We start from the raw sequence: 16,962 nt of genomic DNA on the forward strand, positions 1-16,962 counted from the left end.
GGATAGGGCGTACTGATGCTGAAAATGGTGCTCGCCACCGCTCGCGATCGGGCGCGGCTGAAGGAAATTACCTCCGTTCTGATTCGTTACGGCCTGCAAGACGTTCTGCGTCTGCTGGGCCTGGGGGCTTTGCTGCGCGGCGCCCGCGCTGGATCCGCCCAACAGGACGCACAAACCCTGCCCGAGCGGCTGCGCGAAGCGCTCGAGGCGCTGGGCCCGACCTTCGTCAAATTCGGCCAGATCCTGGCCACGCGTTCTGATCTTCTGGATCCCGCCTGGACCGACGAACTGGATCGCCTGCACAGCCAGGCAGCGGTGCTGCCATGGAAAACGCTGGCACCCCAGATCGTTGCCGACCTGGGCGATGAGCCCGAGCGGCTGTTCGCCGAATTCGATCGCACGCCGCTGGCCGCGGCGTCGATGGCGCAAATTTACCGCGCCCGCTTGCACAGCGGCGAACAGGTAGTGGTGAAAGTGCTGCGGCCCGGTTTGGCGAAAACCATCCACGCCGATCTGCGGCTGCTGGCCTCGCTGGCGGAAACCGTGGAGCAGCAGAGCCCCACGCTGGCACGCTATCGGCCGCGGCAGATGGTCAGAGCGCTGGCGACGGCGCTCAATCATGAGCTGGATTTAACTCACGAAGGGCATAACTGCGATCGCGTCGCCGGGATGTTCGCGCATGAACCCGATGTGGTCGTGCCAAAAATCTATTGGCAATGGTCGTCTCCACGTCTGTTAGTGCAGGAGTACTTGCCCGGCACCGCGCCGGAGAACCCTCAGCAATTGGCGGCGGCGGGCTTTGACGGCCCGCTGCTGGCGCAACGCGGCGCGCGCGCCTTTATGAGCATGGTGCTGGAGCATCGGTTGTATCACGCCGATCCTCACCCCGGCAACGTCATGGCGCTGAGCGGTGACCGCGTCGGCTTTATCGACTTCGGCATGGTGGGCCAACTGTCTGAGCGGCGGCGCAATCAGTTGCTTCTGCTGCTGCAGGCCATCGCCGATCGTCAGTCCGAAGGCATCGTCAACACGCTGATCGCCTGGTCGGACAGCGAACCGCTGGATCTGATGGATCTGGAGCTGGCGGCGCAAAACTTTCTCGACAAGCAGTCCGCCGCCACCCTGACGCTCGGCAAAGCCCTCACTGACCTGTTGGTGATGGCGCGTGAGCACCAGTTGGCGCTGCCGCCCGATCTGGTGCTGCTGTTCAAGGCGTTAATCACCGCCGACGGCGTGCTGCACCGATTGGATCCAGCCTTCGACATCGTCGCCACGCTCAAACCGATGCTGCAACAAACGGTGCTGCAACGCTATGCCCCTGACGCCGTGCGCCAGCGGTTGTTGGCCCTGGGCGGGGAAGCGCTCGACGCCGGGGAAGAACTGCCGCAAACCCTGCGGCTGTTGGTGCGCCGCCTAAAACGCGGGCAGCTCAATGCCGATATCAACGTCAGTAATCTCGGCCAGTTGAGCAAAGCGCTGGAACGCGCCGCCGTCACCCTGGCTATCGCCATTGTCACCGCCGCTTTCGCCCTGGGCCTGGCGCCTTATCTGATGCACTCCTCACTGCAGTTGTGGGGCATTCCGCTGTTCCCGCTGTTGGGGGCCGCGGCCTGCCTGGCCGGCGTGATCCTCCTGGCGCTGCGATTGCGGCGCTGACGCTTTCGGCGTTATCCGATAGGTGTCGCCCGCTTTTGCGCGCACTATCCTCTGCACATCACCGCCTGCCGTTTTCACGCGCAGGCGGAACGTTTATAATGATTAATCAATTATCTGCAGCACTTTTCGCCAGCAGTCGCAATGAGGCATTAATGAAGAAGATCCTGATGGGCGCAGCCGCCCTGCTGTTCGCCGGCGTATTGGCCGGTTGCAATCAACTGACCCAGTACACCCTGAGCGAGCAGGAAGTGAATGATTACCTGCAGAAACATAACGACTATCAGAAGCAGATCGGCGTGCCCGGCCTGGTGGACGCCAACATCGTGCTGACGCAGCTGCAAAGCCAGATCGGCCGCAGCGAGCCGGGTAAAGTCACCCTTTCCGGCGACGCCAAGGTCAACATCACGTCGATTCTCGGCCCGCAGACCGCGGATCTGAAGTTGACGCTGAAAGCGCAGCCGGTTTACGACCGCGCACAGGGCGCCATTTACCTGAAAGACATGGAACTGACCGATTACAGCGTACAGCCGGAAAAAATGCAGACGGTGATGAAAGCGCTGACGCCATATCTGAATCAGTCACTGAAGTCTTACTTCGACCAAAAGCCGGCTTATGTGCTGAATCCTGACAACAGCAAAACCGAAGCGCTGGCGAAAAAACTGGCGAAGGGATTGGAAGTGAAACCGGGTGAGTTGGTGATACCGTTCAGCGACTGACGCCGTCTGGGGACATCAAGCCCGCCGCCAGGCGGGCTTTTTATTGCAAAAAAAGCGTTACTGCGGCGCGCTGTAGGCGATCTCGCCGGTGTTGCAGTCAAGCGTCACGTTGTAGGTTTTATCTGCCTTGGTGCCACGCACCGTCAACGGCACCTGCCACACCTGATCCTTGCCGCTGATGGCATCCGGGCTAACCCAGGCAATCGGCGTTGCGGTGCCCAGCAGCTTTTTGTCCGATTCCCAGCGCGTGATGCGGTTCTGCAAGAAGTCGCGCTTGACCTGGGCGGCGATATCCGCCGGCTGCAGACCCGCACACTGCCCCACCTTGGCGGCGCGCTGCTCGTGATCCTGCGCCCACACCGCAGTCGATGCTCCCATCATGGCCAACAAGGCGATAGCCAAACCCGTTTTTTTCATATCTCCTCCCGTTGTGATTAGCGCTATCCGGGCGCCCATCCCTGGCTCACAACAGGGTTTCGGCAAAGGGTTTACCGTTTGACGAACTCGATGACAAACAGCGCATCCAGGCCCGGATAGATTTCCTTGATCACCTGCTTCAATTCGCCGAGCGACATGTTCTCCTGCTGTGCGTGGCGTTCAGTCAGCGCGTCCAGGCGCACCGGCGTTACCGACAGCACTTCGATAAAGCAGAAAAATACGCCGTCTTCATTGCGGCTTACGCGCAATACCTCGCCCGGTTCGAAGTGCGACTCACTGGCATCCCGAATGGTGATGGTTTTGCGCCCGGCCAGAATATCTTGCTCAAAGCGGCTGAAGAAAGTTATTTCACGGCTCATTTTAGATCCTTTTTCATCACAACACCGCAACATAAGTCATTATGCCGCTTGCTTTTCTGACGCAGATCCCTCTTTTGAGTTAGAGGCCGCTTTTTTCGCTTTCGCTTCCGCCGGTTTCTTGAGGGTTTCCGCCGGTGAAGCGCCGCGCAGAATCAGCCCCAGCGCATCTTTATTCTCTGCTAGGAAGAAGCTCAGCCCTTCGCGCTGTTCGTCGTCCAGGTTCAGCGGCGCCTGTTGCAGCCACTCTCCGAGGTTATCCGCCAGATCCAGCATTTTGTCGTAGGCGTCGGCTTCTTTCTTGCTCGCGAAAGTCATTTTTTCCTCACCGTTTCTCACCACCACATATTTAACTTCAACCGCCATGCGTGCGTCCTCAAATACTCAAATAACTGTAATTACATACAGTATAAATAGATAATGGCGGGAGGGCAAACCGCCGCCCGCCTTCGGCTTATTTCAGCAGCCGCACCTTGCAGCTCTTGCCTTTGATTTTGCCCTGTTGCAGCTGTTGCAACGCCTTACGCGCGCTGGCTTTACGGATCGCGACGTAGGCATGCACCGGGAACATGTCGATCTTGCCCACTTCCGCCGCCGTCAGCCCGGCATCGCCGGTCAGCGCCCCAAGGATATCGCCGGGACGGATCTTCGCCTTGCGGCCGCCGTCGATGCACAGCGTCACCATCTCTGCCTCCAGCGAGCCGTTGGCCGCCCCGCTCAGCTCGGACACCGGCGCCCAATCGACGGTCATCTGCAGGTAGTCTTCAATCGCATGCGCCCGCGCCATCTCCTGCGGCGTGCACAGGCTGATCGCCAGCCCGCTCATGCCGGCGCGGCCGGTGCGGCCGATACGGTGCACATGCACTTCGGGATCGAACGCCAGTTCGTAGTTAACCACCAGCTCCAGCTCTTTGATGTCCAGCCCGCGAGCGGCGACGTCGGTCGCCACCAACACTCGGCAACTGCGATTGGCGAAGCGCACCAACACCTGATCGCGGTCGCGCTGCTCCAGATCGCCATGCAGCGCCAGCGCGCTGATGCCGCGGGCCTCCAGGGCCTCAAGCACTGTCTGACAATCGCGCTTGGTATTGCAGAACACCACGCAGGACGCGGGTTGATGGTAGCGAATGGCCGACACCAGGAGCGCCGGACGCTGCTCGCGCGTAGTCTCATAAAAGCGTTGTTCGATAGCGGTCTGCGCTTCGTCATCGTCCACTTCGACGCTCAGCGGCTGACGCTGAACACGCTCGCTGATGCGTTCGATGCCCGCCGGATAAGTGGCGGAAAACAACAGCGTCTGACGCTGCGGCGGCGTGTAGCTGATCACATCGTCGATATCGTCGGCGAAACCCATATCCAACATGCGGTCGGCCTCATCCAGCACCAACACCTTCAGCTCGTCCAGCAGCAGCGTTTTCTTGCGCAGATGCTCCTGAATGCGCCCCGGCGTCCCCACCACGATGTGTGGCGCGTGCACCAGCGAGTCGAGCTGCGGCCCCATCGGTTGGCCGCCGCACAGCGTCAGAATTTTGATGTTTTGCGTGAAACGCGCCAGGCGACGCAGCTCTTTGCTCACCTGATCGGCCAACTCGCGGGTGGGACAGAGCACCAGCGCCTGCGTGGCAACCTGAGTAACGACGATGTTATTCAGCAAGCCAATGCCGAATGCCGCCGTTTTGCCGCTGCCGGTTTTCGCCTTGGCGCGCACGTCTCGCCCTTGCAGGATAGCGGGCAACGCGGCGGCCTGCACCGGCGTCATTTTGGCGTACCCCAGTTCGTTGAGGTTGGCCAACTGTTCGGCTGGCAGAGGCAGGGAAGAAAAAGAAACTGTGCTCACGGCGATAACTCTTATATGACGAATGGAATGGCGGCGCGCCCGCAGGTTGGCGCCGAATCAGCGGTAAATGATAACAGAGATGGGCGGCGTTACGGGCAGCGGGCATAAAAAAACCCGCCGGCGGCGGGTTTCTTGGCGGCTCAGTCGTTAAATCGCAACGACGTTGGCTGCGGCTGGGCCACGTTGGCTGTCCTGGATGGAGAATTCAACCTGCTGGCCTTCAGCCAGAGTCTTGAAACCATCGCTAACGATAGCGGAAAAATGAACGAAAACGTCTTTAGAGCCGTCGGCAGGCGTGATGAAGCCGAAACCTTTGCTTTCGTTGAACCATTTAACGTGACCAGTGATCTTGCTCATTTGTGTTTCCTTTACTTGATAAACCTGCCTTGACGGCACGAGACGCGAAAACCTTGCTATATATAGGCCTTCTTTCGCCGTCGCTTATTAACGCACAATCGCCCAGGCAGGGCAAATATTTCTGCTTGTTATAAAAACAGTAAGTTAGCAACAAACCTGGCGCGGCGGCTGTGAACGCAATCGTTTTCGTATATACTGCCCGCCGATCATCAATCCGCTTACTTTCACCAATCCAGGTACGAAACTATGTTAACGATTGGAACCGGCCTGCGCCCTTCCGCCACCCGCGTTATGTTGCTCGGCTCCGGGGAGCTGGGTAAAGAAGTCGCCATTGAATGCCAGCGCCTCGGTCTGGAAGTGATCGCCGTCGATCGCTATGCCGACGCCCCCGCCATGCATGTGGCGCACCGCAGTCACGTCATCAATATGCTGGACGGTGACGCGTTGAAAGCCGTTATCGAACAAGAGCGGCCGGACTATATCGTTCCCGAAATCGAAGCGATCGCCACCGCCATGCTGGTGGAACTTGAACGTCAGGGCCACCGCGTGGTGCCCTGCGCCGAAGCCACGCGCCTGACCATGAACCGCGAAGGCATCCGCCGTCTGGCGGCGGAAGAACTTGGCCTGCCTACCTCCAGCTATCGCTTTGCCGACAGCGAAGCGGCTTTCCGGCAGGCGGTCGAGCACATCGGCTATCCGTGCATCGTCAAACCGGTGATGAGTTCTTCCGGCAAAGGACAAAGCCTGATCCGCGCGCCTGAGCAGCTGCAAAGCGCCTGGGATTACGCGCAACAGGGTGGACGCGCCGGCGGCGGCCGGGTGATCGTCGAAGGGTTGGTAAGATTTGATTTTGAAATTACGTTGCTGACCATCAGCGCCGTGGACGGCGTACATTTCTGCGAGCCGATCGGCCATCGTCAGGAAGACGGAGATTATCGCGAATCCTGGCAACCGCAGCGCATGTCAGCCACGGCGTTGAGCCGTGCTCAGGCTATTGCGGAGAAGGTGGTGAAAGCCCTGGGCGGATTCGGCCTGTTCGGCGTGGAGCTGTTCGTCTGCGGCGACGATGTGATCTTCAGCGAAGTGTCTCCGCGGCCGCACGATACCGGCATGGTTACGTTGATCTCACAGGATCTGTCCGAGTTCGCCCTGCACGTTCGCGCGTTTCTCGGGTTGCCGATTGGCGCCATCCGCCAGTTCGGCCCTTCCGCTTCGGCGGTGATCCTGCCGCAGCTCACCAGCAGCGATGTGCGTTTCAGCGGACTGGAAAATGCGCTGCGCGGGCACAACCAGCTGCGCCTGTTCGGCAAACCGGAGATCGCCGGGCAACGTCGTCTGGGCGTAGCGCTGGCGACGGCCAACACGACGGAACTGGCGGTGGAGCAAGCAAAACAAGCCGCCGCCGCCGTGACGGTCAACGGCTGATACTCACGGGGCCGCTTGCGCGGCCCCGATAACGTCAATAGTCTTCGTCTTCTTCAGCATCGTCATCCCGCGACGCCTCCGGTGCGGCCTCATGTTGCTCGTCTTCGTCATCGAACAATACCGCAACCTGAGCACCCTGATGCTTCTCGCGAATTTCCTGCGCAACGCGAGCAATGGCCTCACCGCTGCTCATGCCCTGCTCCATCAGTTGATGGATGCGATCCGCCGCTTCCTGCTGCTCCGCGTGATTCAGTAATGGCATACCTGCATGCATGTGTCGTTCTCTCCGGCAAAAGGGAGAAGGAGTATACGCGCTAAAGCGGCGGATCCCAACGTCTGGTGCGTCAGGCCGGTTGCGAACAGCCGTTATCGTTGCGCCACTGCTTCAGGCGATGCCGCCACAGCATGACATGCCACCCCTGCTTCAGGCCGCGCGCATTGGCGAACATCGCTCTGTCGATACCGCGCTGATAGAACTCTTCGGTGATCTGACTCTGAGCGGCCGGTTCCGGCTCGCGACGAATGCTGTGGCAAATGCCCAGCGCTTCGCGGGTGATTTGCCAATGGAAAGCCGGACGAATGACGATAGTGCCCGCATAGCGCTGGTTGAGCCGCTCCAGCATTTCGACGATTTTCATATAGTGGCGTTGATACTCCACGTTCGCCTTACCGATGCGCCGACGATTACTGATCGACTTGTCGTGCACCCGTTGACGGTACAGCGGCGTACTTAAATATTTGACCCGTTTGGCATTAAACATGACTTCTGTCGTCCAGGGAATATCCTGGTGATGTAACCCCGGCTCGAAATAAAGCCGATGCTGGCGAATAAAGTCGAGGCGATATATTGCCAGCCATACAACGTGAATAAACTTTCGCGATTTCAGCGCACGTTCAAACCACTGCACGCCACTGATAACATCGGTGGTACGCAAACGCGCCTCGGGAAAAATCGGCTGCAATTCATCTTGGCTGGTGAAATAGCGCTCGCCATTACATTGCATCACGTCTAATTGGTGTTTTTCCGCCTGTTCCAGCAGCGTGGAATACATCTCCGGCGCCAGCAAGTCGTCGGCATCGGGAAACGCCACATATTTGCCTTGGGCAACGGCAAGCCCGGCATTACGCGCGTTAGAAACACCGGCATTGGCCTGATCGATCACACGAATATGCGGATGTACCGCCGCGTAACGGTGCGCGATCTCTCCTGAACCGTCAGTGGAACCATCGTTGCCGATGATCACCTCCAACCGTTGCTCGCGCTGGGCCAGCAGCGAGGCCAGGAAAGGCTCCAATAATTCCCCCGCATTGTGCATCGGGACGATCACGCTCAGCATTAACGACATAGTCAGCTCTTCAATAATAATGTAACAAAATAATAATTTTATTTTTCTAAAAGACTCATTCGGTCTGCGTACGCTTGGGATAGGCGTGAAACCTGCAAATTCCCGCGCTGGCTAATGGGACCGAACTGGCCTTTCTTTCTCAAACCCGCGCCAGAAAAGCGCTGAGTAATTAAGCCATTAATTCCAAAGGGCGGCGACGTTGCTAAAATCGGGCATAGCAACATCTCCCCCGCTTCTAATAACAAGCAGAAATAATAAATTTATGAAATTAACGAATCTTTTTTTATATTTCTCGGGTATTGCGCCCTCGATGAATAGGCTTCCAGTGCATTTGACGTTAAATTTTTAACATATCGAAGTATAATCAATGGCGCAAAAAATGCCTTATTTCAGGTTTATTGAGCTGCCGTTTATGTGAACCGTGCTGCATGTCGCGCATGGCAAAACATGCATGACGTGGCCGTCTATGGCACACTAGCCGCCAGATATCGCCGTCCTCACAGCCAGGTTTATTGACGTTCATGAGCGTAACCGCCCCAAACATAAAATCTTTGCCCTACAGCCGCCGTGCCCTGATGACGCTTTTCGCCCCGCTTTCATCGCAGCCTTGGGCGATGCTGCTGCATTCGGGCTTTGCCGACCATTCGCACAACCGCTTCGATATCCTGGTCGCACAACCGCGCGTGACACTCACCACCCAGGGTGCCGGCACGCAAATCGAAAGTGACGGCGTCACCATTCAGTCGCAGGAAGATCCGTTCTCCTTGCTGCAGCAGCAATTGGCGGCGCAAGGCTGGCAGCCGGCGTTTAATCCGGACCTGCCGTTTCAGGGCGGAGCTCTGGGACTGTTCGGCTACGATCTTGGGCGCCGGGTGGAAACCCTGCCGCAGTTGGCCGAAGCCGACCTCGCTTTGCCGGATATGGCAGTGGGCATTTATGACTGGGCAGCGATCGCCGACCACCAATTGCAAACCCTGACGCTGCTCAGCTATGGCGATGTGGAGCAGCGCTGGCGCTGGCTCAATAGCCAAACCGCACCTGCAGAACGCCCTTTCACGCTGCTGAGCGACTGGCGCGCCAATATGAGCCGGCGACAATACGGCGAGAAATTCCAACGTATTCAGCACTACCTGCGCAGCGGCGACTGTTACCAAATTAATCTGGCACAACGATTCTCCGCCGACTATCAGGGGGATGAATGGCAGGCGTTCTGCCGCCTGAGCGCCAGCAACCGCGCGCCGTTCTCGGCCTTCCTGCGCTTGCCGCACAACAGCGTACTGAGCGTCTCTCCCGAGCGCTTCCTGTGGCTGGAGCAGCAGCGTATCCAAACCCGCCCGATCAAGGGCACGCTGCCGCGGCTGGCGGACGCGGAGCAGGACGCCGCGCAGGCTCGCCGTTTGGCCGATTCACCCAAGGATCGCGCTGAAAATCTGATGATCGTCGATCTGCTGCGCAACGATATCGGCCGCGTCGCCCAGCCTGGCAGCGTACGGGTGCCGGAACTGTTCGCCGTGGAGCCGTTCCCCGCCGTGCATCACCTGGTGAGCACCATCACCGCGACCCTGCCAAACCATACCTCGGCGGCCGAACTGCTGCGCGCCTGCTTCCCCGGCGGTTCGATCACCGGCGCGCCCAAGGTGCGCGCGATGGAAATCATCGAAGAGTTGGAGCCGCAGCGCCGCAATGCCTATTGCGGCAGCATCGGTTACCTGAGCGCCTGCGGCACCATGGACACCAATATCACCATTCGCACGCTCGTCACCGAAAACGGTCGCATCCACTGCTCCGCCGGCGGCGGCATCGTGGCGGACAGCCAGGAGCAGGCGGAATACCAGGAGACCTTCGACAAGGTCGGCCGCATTTTGCCGCAGCTAGGGGAGTATGCCCTGTCGTGATCCCATCGAACTCACCGGCCTCACTGCACGCCTTTATCAGCCGTTTTCAACTGCAGCTGCCGCAGGCGACGCAGATTTCGCACCATGTGCGCCCGGCGGCGGTGCTGATCCCGATCGTCTGCCGCGCCGAGCCGACGCTGCTGTTGACCCGCCGTGCCGACTCGCTGCGCAAACATGCCGGTCAAGTGGCCTTCCCCGGCGGCAAAACCGACGCCGAAGACGGATCGGCGATCGTCACGGCGCTGCGAGAAGCGCAGGAAGAAGTGGCGATACCGCCGCAAGCGGTGACTGTCCTCGGCCAAATGGCGCCGCTCGACAGCAGCACCGGATTTCAGGTTACCCCTATCGTCGGCCTCATCCCGCCGGACGTGCAGTTCCACGCCAATGAAGGCGAAGTGGCGGACGTGTTCGAGATGCCCCTGCGGGAAGCGCTGACCCTGTCGCGTTACTATCCGCTGGATATTCATCGCGCCGGCCATACGCACCGCATCTACCTCTCCTGGTATCACAGCCAGTTTATCTGGGGGCTGACCGCCGCCATCATTCGGCGCCTGGCGCAACAGGTCAGTATTTAGCCCGCATTACGTGATCTGACTCGCAATCTGGCACGGTTGCCGGCCTCCGCGGCGGGTAAAGCGATCGCTATCACTTCATTTGATCGCTTTTTCAACTACCGTTCCGTTTGAATGGTTTTAAAAAAACTGTAAACCCTCTCTTAAACCTTACGAAATACCTGTAAAATACCACCGCCCGAGATAAACCACTGTAGAAACAGGGATTAAGCCGGCGGCGTTCAGCACGGAAAGCTGGCGCGATTACCGCTAATGGAGCTTGGGCGAAAGCGGATACCCCGCACAAGGGTTCGCCCCGGGTAATCAGTAAAAAAAGCGACACCACGGATTATTTAATTTCATGCGAAAAAGGCAGCCGAACCCGCACGGCCCTTTTACAATATCGCTGTTCCCTGCGCGGTTTTTGACCGCCGCAGCCATAACAATACGTCTCTTTAAGGAGTTTTAGCGTGATTAGCGTTTTCGACATGTTTAAGATCGGCATCGGCCCGTCCAGCTCTCATACGGTTGGACCGATGAAAGCCGGCAAACAGTTTGTCGACGATCTGGTAAATAAAGGCCTGATGCCTTCTATCACGCGTGTTGCCGTAGACGTTTACGGCTCACTCTCATTGACCGGCAAAGGTCACCATACCGATATCGCCATCATTCTCGGCCTAGCCGGCAACATGCCGGACACCGTCGATATCGATAGCATTCCGGGTTTTATTCGCGATGTAGAACAACGTCAACGCCTGATGCTGGCCAACGGCCTGCATGAAGTCGATTTCCCGCGCGACGGCGGCATGGTCTTCCGCAGCGACAACCTGCCGCTGCACGAAAACGGCATGCAGATCCACGCCTTCGCCGGCGATAAAGAAGTGTACAGCAAGACCTATTACTCTATCGGCGGCGGTTTCATCGTCGACGAGGAGAATTTCGGCAAGGCCGCCGAGCAAGAACTGCAAATGCCCTATCCGTTCAACTCCGCGCGCGAAATGCTCGACCACTGCCGCGAGACCGGCCTGTCGCTGTCCGGCATGGTGATGCAGAACGAACTGGCGCTGCACAGCAAGCAAGAGATCGAGACCTACTTCGGCAACGTCTGGCAAACCATGCGCGCCTGTATCGATCGCGGTCTGAACACCGAAGGCGTACTGCCGGGGCCGCTGCGCGTACCGCGCCGTGCCTCCGCGCTGCGCCGCATGCTGGTGGCGTCGGACAAACTGTCCAGCGATCCGATGAACGTGATCGACTGGGTCAACATGTTCGCGCTGGCGGTTAACGAAGAAAACGCCGCCGGCGGCCGCGTGGTCACCGCGCCGACCAACGGCGCCTGCGGCATCGTGCCTGCGGTGCTGGCTTACTACGATCACTTCATCGAGTCCGTCAGCCCGGATATCTACATCCGCTACTTTATGGCGGCGGGTGCGATCGGCGCGTTGTACAAGATGAACGCCTCCATTTCCGGCGCCGAAGTCGGTTGCCAGGGTGAAGTGGGCGTTGCCTGCTCCATGGCGGCGGCCGGTCTGGCCGAACTGCTGGGCGGCAGCCCTGAGCAGGTCTGTGTGGCGGCGGAGATCGGCATGGAACATAACCTGGGTCTGACCTGTGACCCGGTCGCCGGCCAGGTGCAGGTGCCGTGCATCGAGCGCAACGCCATCGCTTCGGTCAAGGCGATCAACGCCGCCCGCATGGCCCTGCGCCGCACCAGCGAGCCGCGCGTTTCGCTGGATAAGGTGATCGAGACCATGTACGAAACCGGCAAAGACATGAACGCCAAGTACCGCGAAACGTCACGCGGCGGCCTGGCAATCAAGGTGCAATGCGACTGACAGACAACCCCGCCACCCGGCGGGGTTTTTTATGGGTAATCAATTCATTGGCCGCCTTTTGTGACAATGTCACCAGAAAAAATCCTGCATTTCTCTCATCGATCCGGCGGTTAGCCTGCAAATTGACCTTCTGTTTTGCCAAATCGAAATAATTTACTGAGTTACCATCAATCTTGTATAACCTCAGGCTAGAATTAGCCGAGCGCAACTTAAGGATCTATGACCTGACCGTGACTCGGGGCTGGATTACCGAACAAGGATTTACCGGATGTTGATGACCCACCTCGCCGCGTCCCGATATCGTTATTACCGTTGGCTGCTGGCCGGAGCGGTGGGCGCGGCTATTCTGTTGGTATCGCTGTATACCCGTTACTATCAAGAGGTCAAAAGTATCGAGCTGAGCCAACAGACATTGGCCACCCGCACCGTCGGCAAGCTCAACCAGTTGTTGACGCCGGCTCAGCTGCAGGCGGAGCGCAGCATGGACATGCTGGACCAGCCCTGCGAGAACGTTTCGTCGGCCCTGCGCTTTCGCGCCGCGCAGAATCAGGCGCTACGCGCCATGTTGCTGGTAAAAAACGGCATTATTTACTGCTCCAGCCTGTTTGGTTCCCGTCATTATCAGCTGGCCGCGGTAATGCCGACCTTCGTCAACAGCAACGCCAGGCTGGCGCTGCGCCCCTCGCTGGCGGTGAGCAAAGGCCTGCCCACGCTGGTGATGTGGACGCCATCCCCCCACGATAAAACCAGCGGCGTGCTGCACGTGTTTAATATCGAGCTGCTGTCCAACTTTTTACTCGAGCCGCAGGAGCCTTACGTTCAGCGCGTGGTGCTGAACGTGGCTGACAGCAGCCTGGAATACGGCCGACGTGAAATCCTGAGCCGTGACACCTTGACCAACGATCTGCGCTACACCGCCGGCTCTGCGCTATACCCGTTCTCGATTTCGCTGTTCGGCCCGCAGATCGGCATGCTGGCGCTTTCCGCACTGCCGCGCCATATCCCGCTCGCGCTGCTGATCAGCCTGTTGGCCGCCTATGTGGTCTATCTGCTCACCGCTAACCGCATGAGCCTGTCTTATCACATCGGCCATGCCATCACCCATCGCGAGTTCCGCGTCTATTGCCAGCCCATCATCCATAGCGACACCGGGCGCTGCGCCGGCGTCGAGATGCTGCTGCGCTGGAAAAAGAAGCGGCAAGGGTGGATCTCCCCCGACGTGTTTATTCCGCTGGCCGAGCAGCATGAGCTGATCATTCCGCTGACCCGTTATCTGATGAACACCGTGACGGAAAATCTGCAGCTGTTCCCGCCGCGACCGTCGTTCTACATCAGCATCAACGTCGCCGCCGAACACTTTAAAACGCTCAACATCATCGACGATATCCGCCGGATTTGGCTACCGGCGCATCCGATGCCGTCACTGATGCTGGAGCTGACCGAACGCACCGCGCTGTCGGCGATCCAGCATGACCAGATCCGGACGCTGAAAGACATGGGGATCATGCTGGCCATCGACGATTTCGGCACCGGCCACAGCTCGCTGAGCTACCTGAAGAACCTTAGCCCGGACGTGTTAAAGATCGACCGCGGGTTTACCGCGGCCATCGGTACCGACGCGGTCAACGCCACGGTGACCGATACCATCATTACGCTGGCGCAGCGGCTGAAGCTGAAGCTGGTGGCTGAAGGAGTAGAAACGGCGGAACAGGCCGACTATCTGCGCTCGCGTGAGGTCAATGCCCTGCAGGGGTATTATTTCGCCAAGCCGATGCCGATCCACGTTTTCCCGCTGTGGTTGCAGCAGTACGAATCGCGCGTCAGGAAAACAGAAGAGAATACGCCGGAGGCCTGAGCCTCCGGCGGGGGGGTTACGAATGCGCCGGTTCGTCGAAGACGACGCGGGTGACACGCACCAACTCGATGCGATAGTCGGAGACCTCGACGATATCGAAACGCAGGTGGTTCAGTTCAATGGTGTCCCCCACCACCGGCATCTGGCCGTAGTGGGCTAACAGCAGCCCCGCCAGAGTGGCGTAGTCTGCGGTTGGGCTGACCAGGTCATCGCAGGCCAGCGCCTGTTCCAGCGAGTGCAGGTCGGTCCCGCCTTTGACCAGCCAGCCGTCGCCTTCCGCCACGATGTCCGGCGTTTCATCTTCGTCCGGGAACTCGCCGGCAATCGCTTCCAGCACATCCAGCGGCGTCACCAGCCCCTGCACCACGCCGAACTCGTTAGTGACCACCACCAGGCGCCCTTTGGCGCGGCGCAGCACCGCCAGCAGCTTGATGACATCCATGGTTTCCGGCACCACGATCGGCGGCGTGCGGGCGGCAAACTCGGCGATATCGTCCCCTTGCTCCAGCGCCACCAGCAGATCCTTGGCGCGTACCACGCCGACGATCTCATCCACAGAGTCGCGACACACCGGGAACAGGCTGTGCGGCGTATCCAGCAACTGTGCGCGCACCTCCTCACGGGAGCGCTCGCAGTCGACCCAGGAGATGTCAGTGCGCGGCGTCATCACGCTGCGCAATGAGCGCGAGGCCAGCGTCAGCACACCGCTGATCATATAACGCTCTTCCGCCGCAAAGGTTTCATCCCTCGGCAACGCCACCGCGTCGTCAGGCTGCTGTGCGCGCTGCTGCCCCATCAGGCGCATGATCGCTTCCGCGGTGCGCTCGCGCATCGGGCGACGCGCCTGATGCTTGATAAAGTTGCGGCGCGCGATCTGGTTGAACAATTCAATCAGGATCGAGAAGCCGATCGCGGCGTACAGATAGCCTTTAGGAATATGCAAGCCGAAGCCTTCGGCGATCAGGCTCAGACCGATCATCAACAGGAAGCTCAGGCACAGCACCACAATGGTCGGGTGCGCGTTGACGAAGTTGGTCAACGGCTTGGATGCCAGCAGCATCACCGCCATCGCGATCACCACCGCCGCCATCATCACCGGCAGATCGTTCACCATGCCCACGGCGGTGATCACCGCATCAAGCGAGAACACCGCGTCAAGGATCACGATTTGCACCACCACCGCCCAGAACTTGGCGTAACCGCGGTTGGCGCCATCCTGGTGCGTCTGCCCTTCCAGCCGTTCATGCAGCTCCATGGTGGCCTTGAACAGCAGGAATACCCCGCCGAACAGCAGGATAAGATCGCGGCCGGAGAAGCTGAAATCGCCGACGCTGAACAGCGGCGTGGTCAGGGTTACCATCCAGGAGATCACCGACAGCAGACCCAAACGCATCAGCAATGCCAGCGACAGGCCGATGATGCGCGCCTTATCGCGCTGCTTAGGCGGCAGTTTGTCGGCCAAAATGGCGATGAATACCAGGTTGTCGATGCCCAGCACGATTTCCAGCACCACCAGCGTAAGCAACCCCGCCCAAATAGAGGGGTCCATTAAAAATTCCATATCAGACTCCAGAGAAAAGTGGGAATGAGCGCACGCCGCTCAGACGTGACGATGCCGCCGCTGCATGGGCGCAGTCGACAATAGCAAAGTGACGGGATGGGATTACCGGGAGATGGCCGAAGGGCCGAACAACATATGCAACGCCAGCAGGTGGCGGGTGAAACCTGGAAAAACAGTTACTTCGGTGACAGTCCATAGGGAGGGCTGAGGCCCTTCACTCCTTAGTGATGAAAGAGGAAATTACTGTATCAGGATTTTTCTGGGGGACAAAGCGGCTTTTTCAACGGCGGTTTAGGGTGACGCCACGCCATATCGTCTGCGACAGCTAAGATTTCTCCGAGCATTCAATAGCGGAGCAGCGTCACAAAAAATATTTTTTCACTCACTAAAATAAATCTCGCGTTCGTGAAGTATCACGCACAGGCATTTGATACTGCGTGAGAAATGTTAGGCGTGCGTTTCTTTTTTTCTACCATAATGTATCTGAACCGCGGAAGTGACTGCCAAGACGGCGCGGAGAAACGACACAAACCGCGTCTGGAGTTCAACGAGGAGGTAGCGAGTGGCAATAGCTATTATCATCGGCACACACGGGGCTGCAGCGGAACAACTGCTGAAAACGGCGGAGATGCTATTGGGCGAGCAGGACAACGTCGCCTTTATAGACTTCGTTCCCGGTGAGAATGCCGAAACGTTAATCGTCAAATACAACGAAAAAATCAGTGGATTGGATACCAGCGGCGGCGTGCTGTTCCTGGTGGATACCTGGGGCGGCAGCCCGTTCAACGCCGCCAGCCGCATTGCGGTCGACAAAGAAAACTATGAGGTCGTCACCGGGGTCAACATCCCGATGCTGGTGGAAACCTTCATGGCGCGGGACGACAACCCCGCTTTCGATGAACTGGTGGCGCTGGCGTTGGAAACCGGCCGCGAAGGCGTGAAAGCGCTGAAAAAACCGCAGGAAGAACCCGCAAAACCCGTGGCGCCCGTCGCCAAAGCCGCTGCCCCTCAGGCGCCGCTGGGGCCGAACGACCACATGAAAATCGGCCTGGCGCGCATCGATGACCGCTTGATTCACGGCCAGGTGGCTACCCGCTGGACCAAAGAGACCAACGTCAGCCGCATCATCGTCGT

General features: G+C 58.8%; 16 protein-coding genes. 8 read left to right on the forward strand and 8 right to left on the reverse strand.

The window, feature by feature from the left end:
- Positions 1 to 15: 15 nt before the first annotated feature.
- Together MMS95_RS11110 and MMS95_RS11115 are read left to right on the forward strand one after the other, a co-directional pair.
- Positions 16 to 1,656 carry an AarF/UbiB family protein gene (locus MMS95_RS11110; protein ID WP_242141668.1) on the forward strand — a complete coding sequence of 547 codons (1,641 nt, stop codon included), beginning with the start codon at positions 16 to 18 and terminating at the stop codon, positions 1,654 to 1,656.
- A 152-nt stretch (positions 1,657 to 1,808) separates the two neighbouring features.
- The gene (locus MMS95_RS11115; protein WP_033632830.1) at positions 1,809 to 2,372 is read left to right on the forward strand and encodes a lipoprotein; all 564 of its coding nucleotides are present in this window, start codon (positions 1,809 to 1,811) and stop codon (positions 2,370 to 2,372) included.
- 57 nt (positions 2,373 to 2,429) lie between these two features.
- Here the strand turns inward: MMS95_RS11115 and yebF are convergent, their stop codons facing one another.
- The 5 genes from yebF to cspC form a co-directional block, all read right to left on the reverse strand.
- A complete protein-coding gene (gene yebF, locus MMS95_RS11120) occupies positions 2,430 to 2,789 on the reverse strand; it encodes a protein YebF (RefSeq protein WP_082996706.1) in 360 nt (119 codons plus the stop codon).
- 71 nt (positions 2,790 to 2,860) lie between these two features.
- Positions 2,861 to 3,169 carry a N(4)-acetylcytidine aminohydrolase gene (gene yqfB / locus MMS95_RS11125; protein ID WP_004927562.1) on the reverse strand — a complete coding sequence of 103 codons (309 nt, stop codon included), beginning with the start codon at positions 3,167 to 3,169 and terminating at the stop codon, positions 2,861 to 2,863.
- Between the two features lie 39 nt (positions 3,170 to 3,208).
- Positions 3,209 to 3,532 carry a YebG family protein gene (locus MMS95_RS11130; protein ID WP_004927565.1) on the reverse strand — a complete coding sequence of 108 codons (324 nt, stop codon included), beginning with the start codon at positions 3,530 to 3,532 and terminating at the stop codon, positions 3,209 to 3,211.
- A gap of 88 nt (positions 3,533 to 3,620) precedes the next feature.
- Positions 3,621 to 5,003, reverse strand: a complete 1,383-nt coding sequence (dbpA, locus tag MMS95_RS11135) for an ATP-dependent RNA helicase DbpA (protein ID WP_031299688.1) — start codon at positions 5,001 to 5,003, stop codon at positions 3,621 to 3,623.
- Positions 5,004 to 5,150: 147 nt separating this feature from the next.
- On the reverse strand, positions 5,151 to 5,360 hold the full coding sequence (gene cspC, locus MMS95_RS11140; protein WP_004927572.1) for a cold shock-like protein CspC: 210 nt from the start codon (positions 5,358 to 5,360) through the stop codon (positions 5,151 to 5,153).
- Positions 5,361 to 5,606: 246 nt separating this feature from the next.
- On the opposite strand from cspC, the gene purT reads away from it, so the two are divergent.
- Complete coding sequence (purT, locus tag MMS95_RS11145; RefSeq protein WP_242141669.1) at positions 5,607 to 6,785, forward strand: formate-dependent phosphoribosylglycinamide formyltransferase; 1,179 nt, start codon at positions 5,607 to 5,609, stop codon at positions 6,783 to 6,785.
- Between the two features lie 34 nt (positions 6,786 to 6,819).
- Here purT and MMS95_RS11150 read toward each other — a convergent pair whose 3' ends face one another.
- On the reverse strand, positions 6,820 to 7,059 hold the full coding sequence (locus MMS95_RS11150; RefSeq protein WP_015378151.1) for a YoaH family protein: 240 nt from the start codon (positions 7,057 to 7,059) through the stop codon (positions 6,820 to 6,822).
- Positions 7,060 to 7,129: 70 nt separating this feature from the next.
- The gene (locus MMS95_RS11155; RefSeq protein ID WP_242141670.1) at positions 7,130 to 8,131 is read right to left on the reverse strand and encodes a glycosyltransferase; all 1,002 of its coding nucleotides are present in this window, start codon (positions 8,129 to 8,131) and stop codon (positions 7,130 to 7,132) included.
- Between the two features lie 521 nt (positions 8,132 to 8,652).
- On the opposite strand from MMS95_RS11155, the gene pabB reads away from it, so the two are divergent.
- From pabB to MMS95_RS11175, 4 genes are all read left to right on the forward strand, one after another.
- The gene (gene pabB, locus MMS95_RS11160) at positions 8,653 to 10,026 is read left to right on the forward strand and encodes an aminodeoxychorismate synthase component 1 (protein WP_242141671.1); all 1,374 of its coding nucleotides are present in this window, start codon (positions 8,653 to 8,655) and stop codon (positions 10,024 to 10,026) included.
- Positions 10,023 to 10,601: a CoA pyrophosphatase gene (locus tag MMS95_RS11165; RefSeq protein WP_004927587.1), complete on the forward strand. Its 579-nt coding sequence runs from the start codon at positions 10,023 to 10,025 to the stop codon at positions 10,599 to 10,601. The genes pabB and MMS95_RS11165 overlap by 4 nt, the downstream gene beginning before the upstream one ends.
- A 446-nt stretch (positions 10,602 to 11,047) precedes the next feature.
- Positions 11,048 to 12,412, forward strand: coding sequence for an L-serine ammonia-lyase (gene sdaA, locus MMS95_RS11170; RefSeq protein WP_004927589.1), 1,365 nt, complete (start codon positions 11,048 to 11,050; stop codon positions 12,410 to 12,412).
- 268 nt (positions 12,413 to 12,680) lie between these two features.
- The gene (locus MMS95_RS11175) at positions 12,681 to 14,267 is read left to right on the forward strand and encodes an EAL domain-containing protein (protein WP_033632825.1); all 1,587 of its coding nucleotides are present in this window, start codon (positions 12,681 to 12,683) and stop codon (positions 14,265 to 14,267) included.
- Between the two features lie 16 nt (positions 14,268 to 14,283).
- Here MMS95_RS11175 and MMS95_RS11180 read toward each other — a convergent pair whose 3' ends face one another.
- Complete coding sequence (locus MMS95_RS11180) at positions 14,284 to 15,828, reverse strand: TerC family protein (protein ID WP_242141672.1); 1,545 nt, start codon at positions 15,826 to 15,828, stop codon at positions 14,284 to 14,286.
- Between the two features lie 562 nt (positions 15,829 to 16,390).
- Between MMS95_RS11180 and MMS95_RS11185 the strand changes: the two genes are divergently transcribed.
- Positions 16,391 to 16,962 (forward strand): mannose/fructose/sorbose PTS transporter subunit IIA (locus MMS95_RS11185; protein ID WP_242141673.1); only part of this gene is annotated, 572 nt, incomplete at its 3' end.

Origin of the sequence: Serratia sp. PGPR-27 (genome assembly GCF_022678525.1) — a bacterium.
Classification (GTDB): domain Bacteria; phylum Pseudomonadota; class Gammaproteobacteria; order Enterobacterales; family Enterobacteriaceae; genus Serratia; species Serratia nematodiphila.

Excerpts from the sequence above, each read along its gene's own strand:
- MMS95_RS11115 (WP_033632830.1), top strand. The coding sequence starts at position 1,809 with ATGAAGAAGATCCTGATGGGCGCAGCCGCCCTGCTGTTCGCCGGCGTA.
- MMS95_RS11155 (WP_242141670.1), bottom strand. The coding sequence starts at position 8,131 with ATGTCGTTAATGCTGAGCGTGATCGTCCCGATGCACAATGCGGGGGAA.
- purT (WP_242141669.1), top strand. The coding sequence starts at position 5,607 with ATGTTAACGATTGGAACCGGCCTGCGCCCTTCCGCCACCCGCGTTATG.
- MMS95_RS11175 (WP_033632825.1), top strand. The coding sequence starts at position 12,681 with ATGTTGATGACCCACCTCGCCGCGTCCCGATATCGTTATTACCGTTGG.
- MMS95_RS11150 (WP_015378151.1), bottom strand. The coding sequence starts at position 7,059 with ATGCATGCAGGTATGCCATTACTGAATCACGCGGAGCAGCAGGAAGCG.
- MMS95_RS11110 (WP_242141668.1), top strand. The coding sequence starts at position 16 with ATGCTGAAAATGGTGCTCGCCACCGCTCGCGATCGGGCGCGGCTGAAG.
- pabB (WP_242141671.1), top strand. The coding sequence starts at position 8,653 with ATGAGCGTAACCGCCCCAAACATAAAATCTTTGCCCTACAGCCGCCGT.
- yebF (WP_082996706.1), bottom strand. The coding sequence starts at position 2,789 with ATGAAAAAAACGGGTTTGGCTATCGCCTTGTTGGCCATGATGGGAGCA.
- MMS95_RS11180 (WP_242141672.1), bottom strand. The coding sequence starts at position 15,828 with ATGGAATTTTTAATGGACCCCTCTATTTGGGCGGGGTTGCTTACGCTG.
- MMS95_RS11130 (WP_004927565.1), bottom strand. The coding sequence starts at position 3,532 with ATGGCGGTTGAAGTTAAATATGTGGTGGTGAGAAACGGTGAGGAAAAA.
- cspC (WP_004927572.1), bottom strand. The coding sequence starts at position 5,360 with ATGAGCAAGATCACTGGTCACGTTAAATGGTTCAACGAAAGCAAAGGT.
- yqfB (WP_004927562.1), bottom strand. The coding sequence starts at position 3,169 with ATGAGCCGTGAAATAACTTTCTTCAGCCGCTTTGAGCAAGATATTCTG.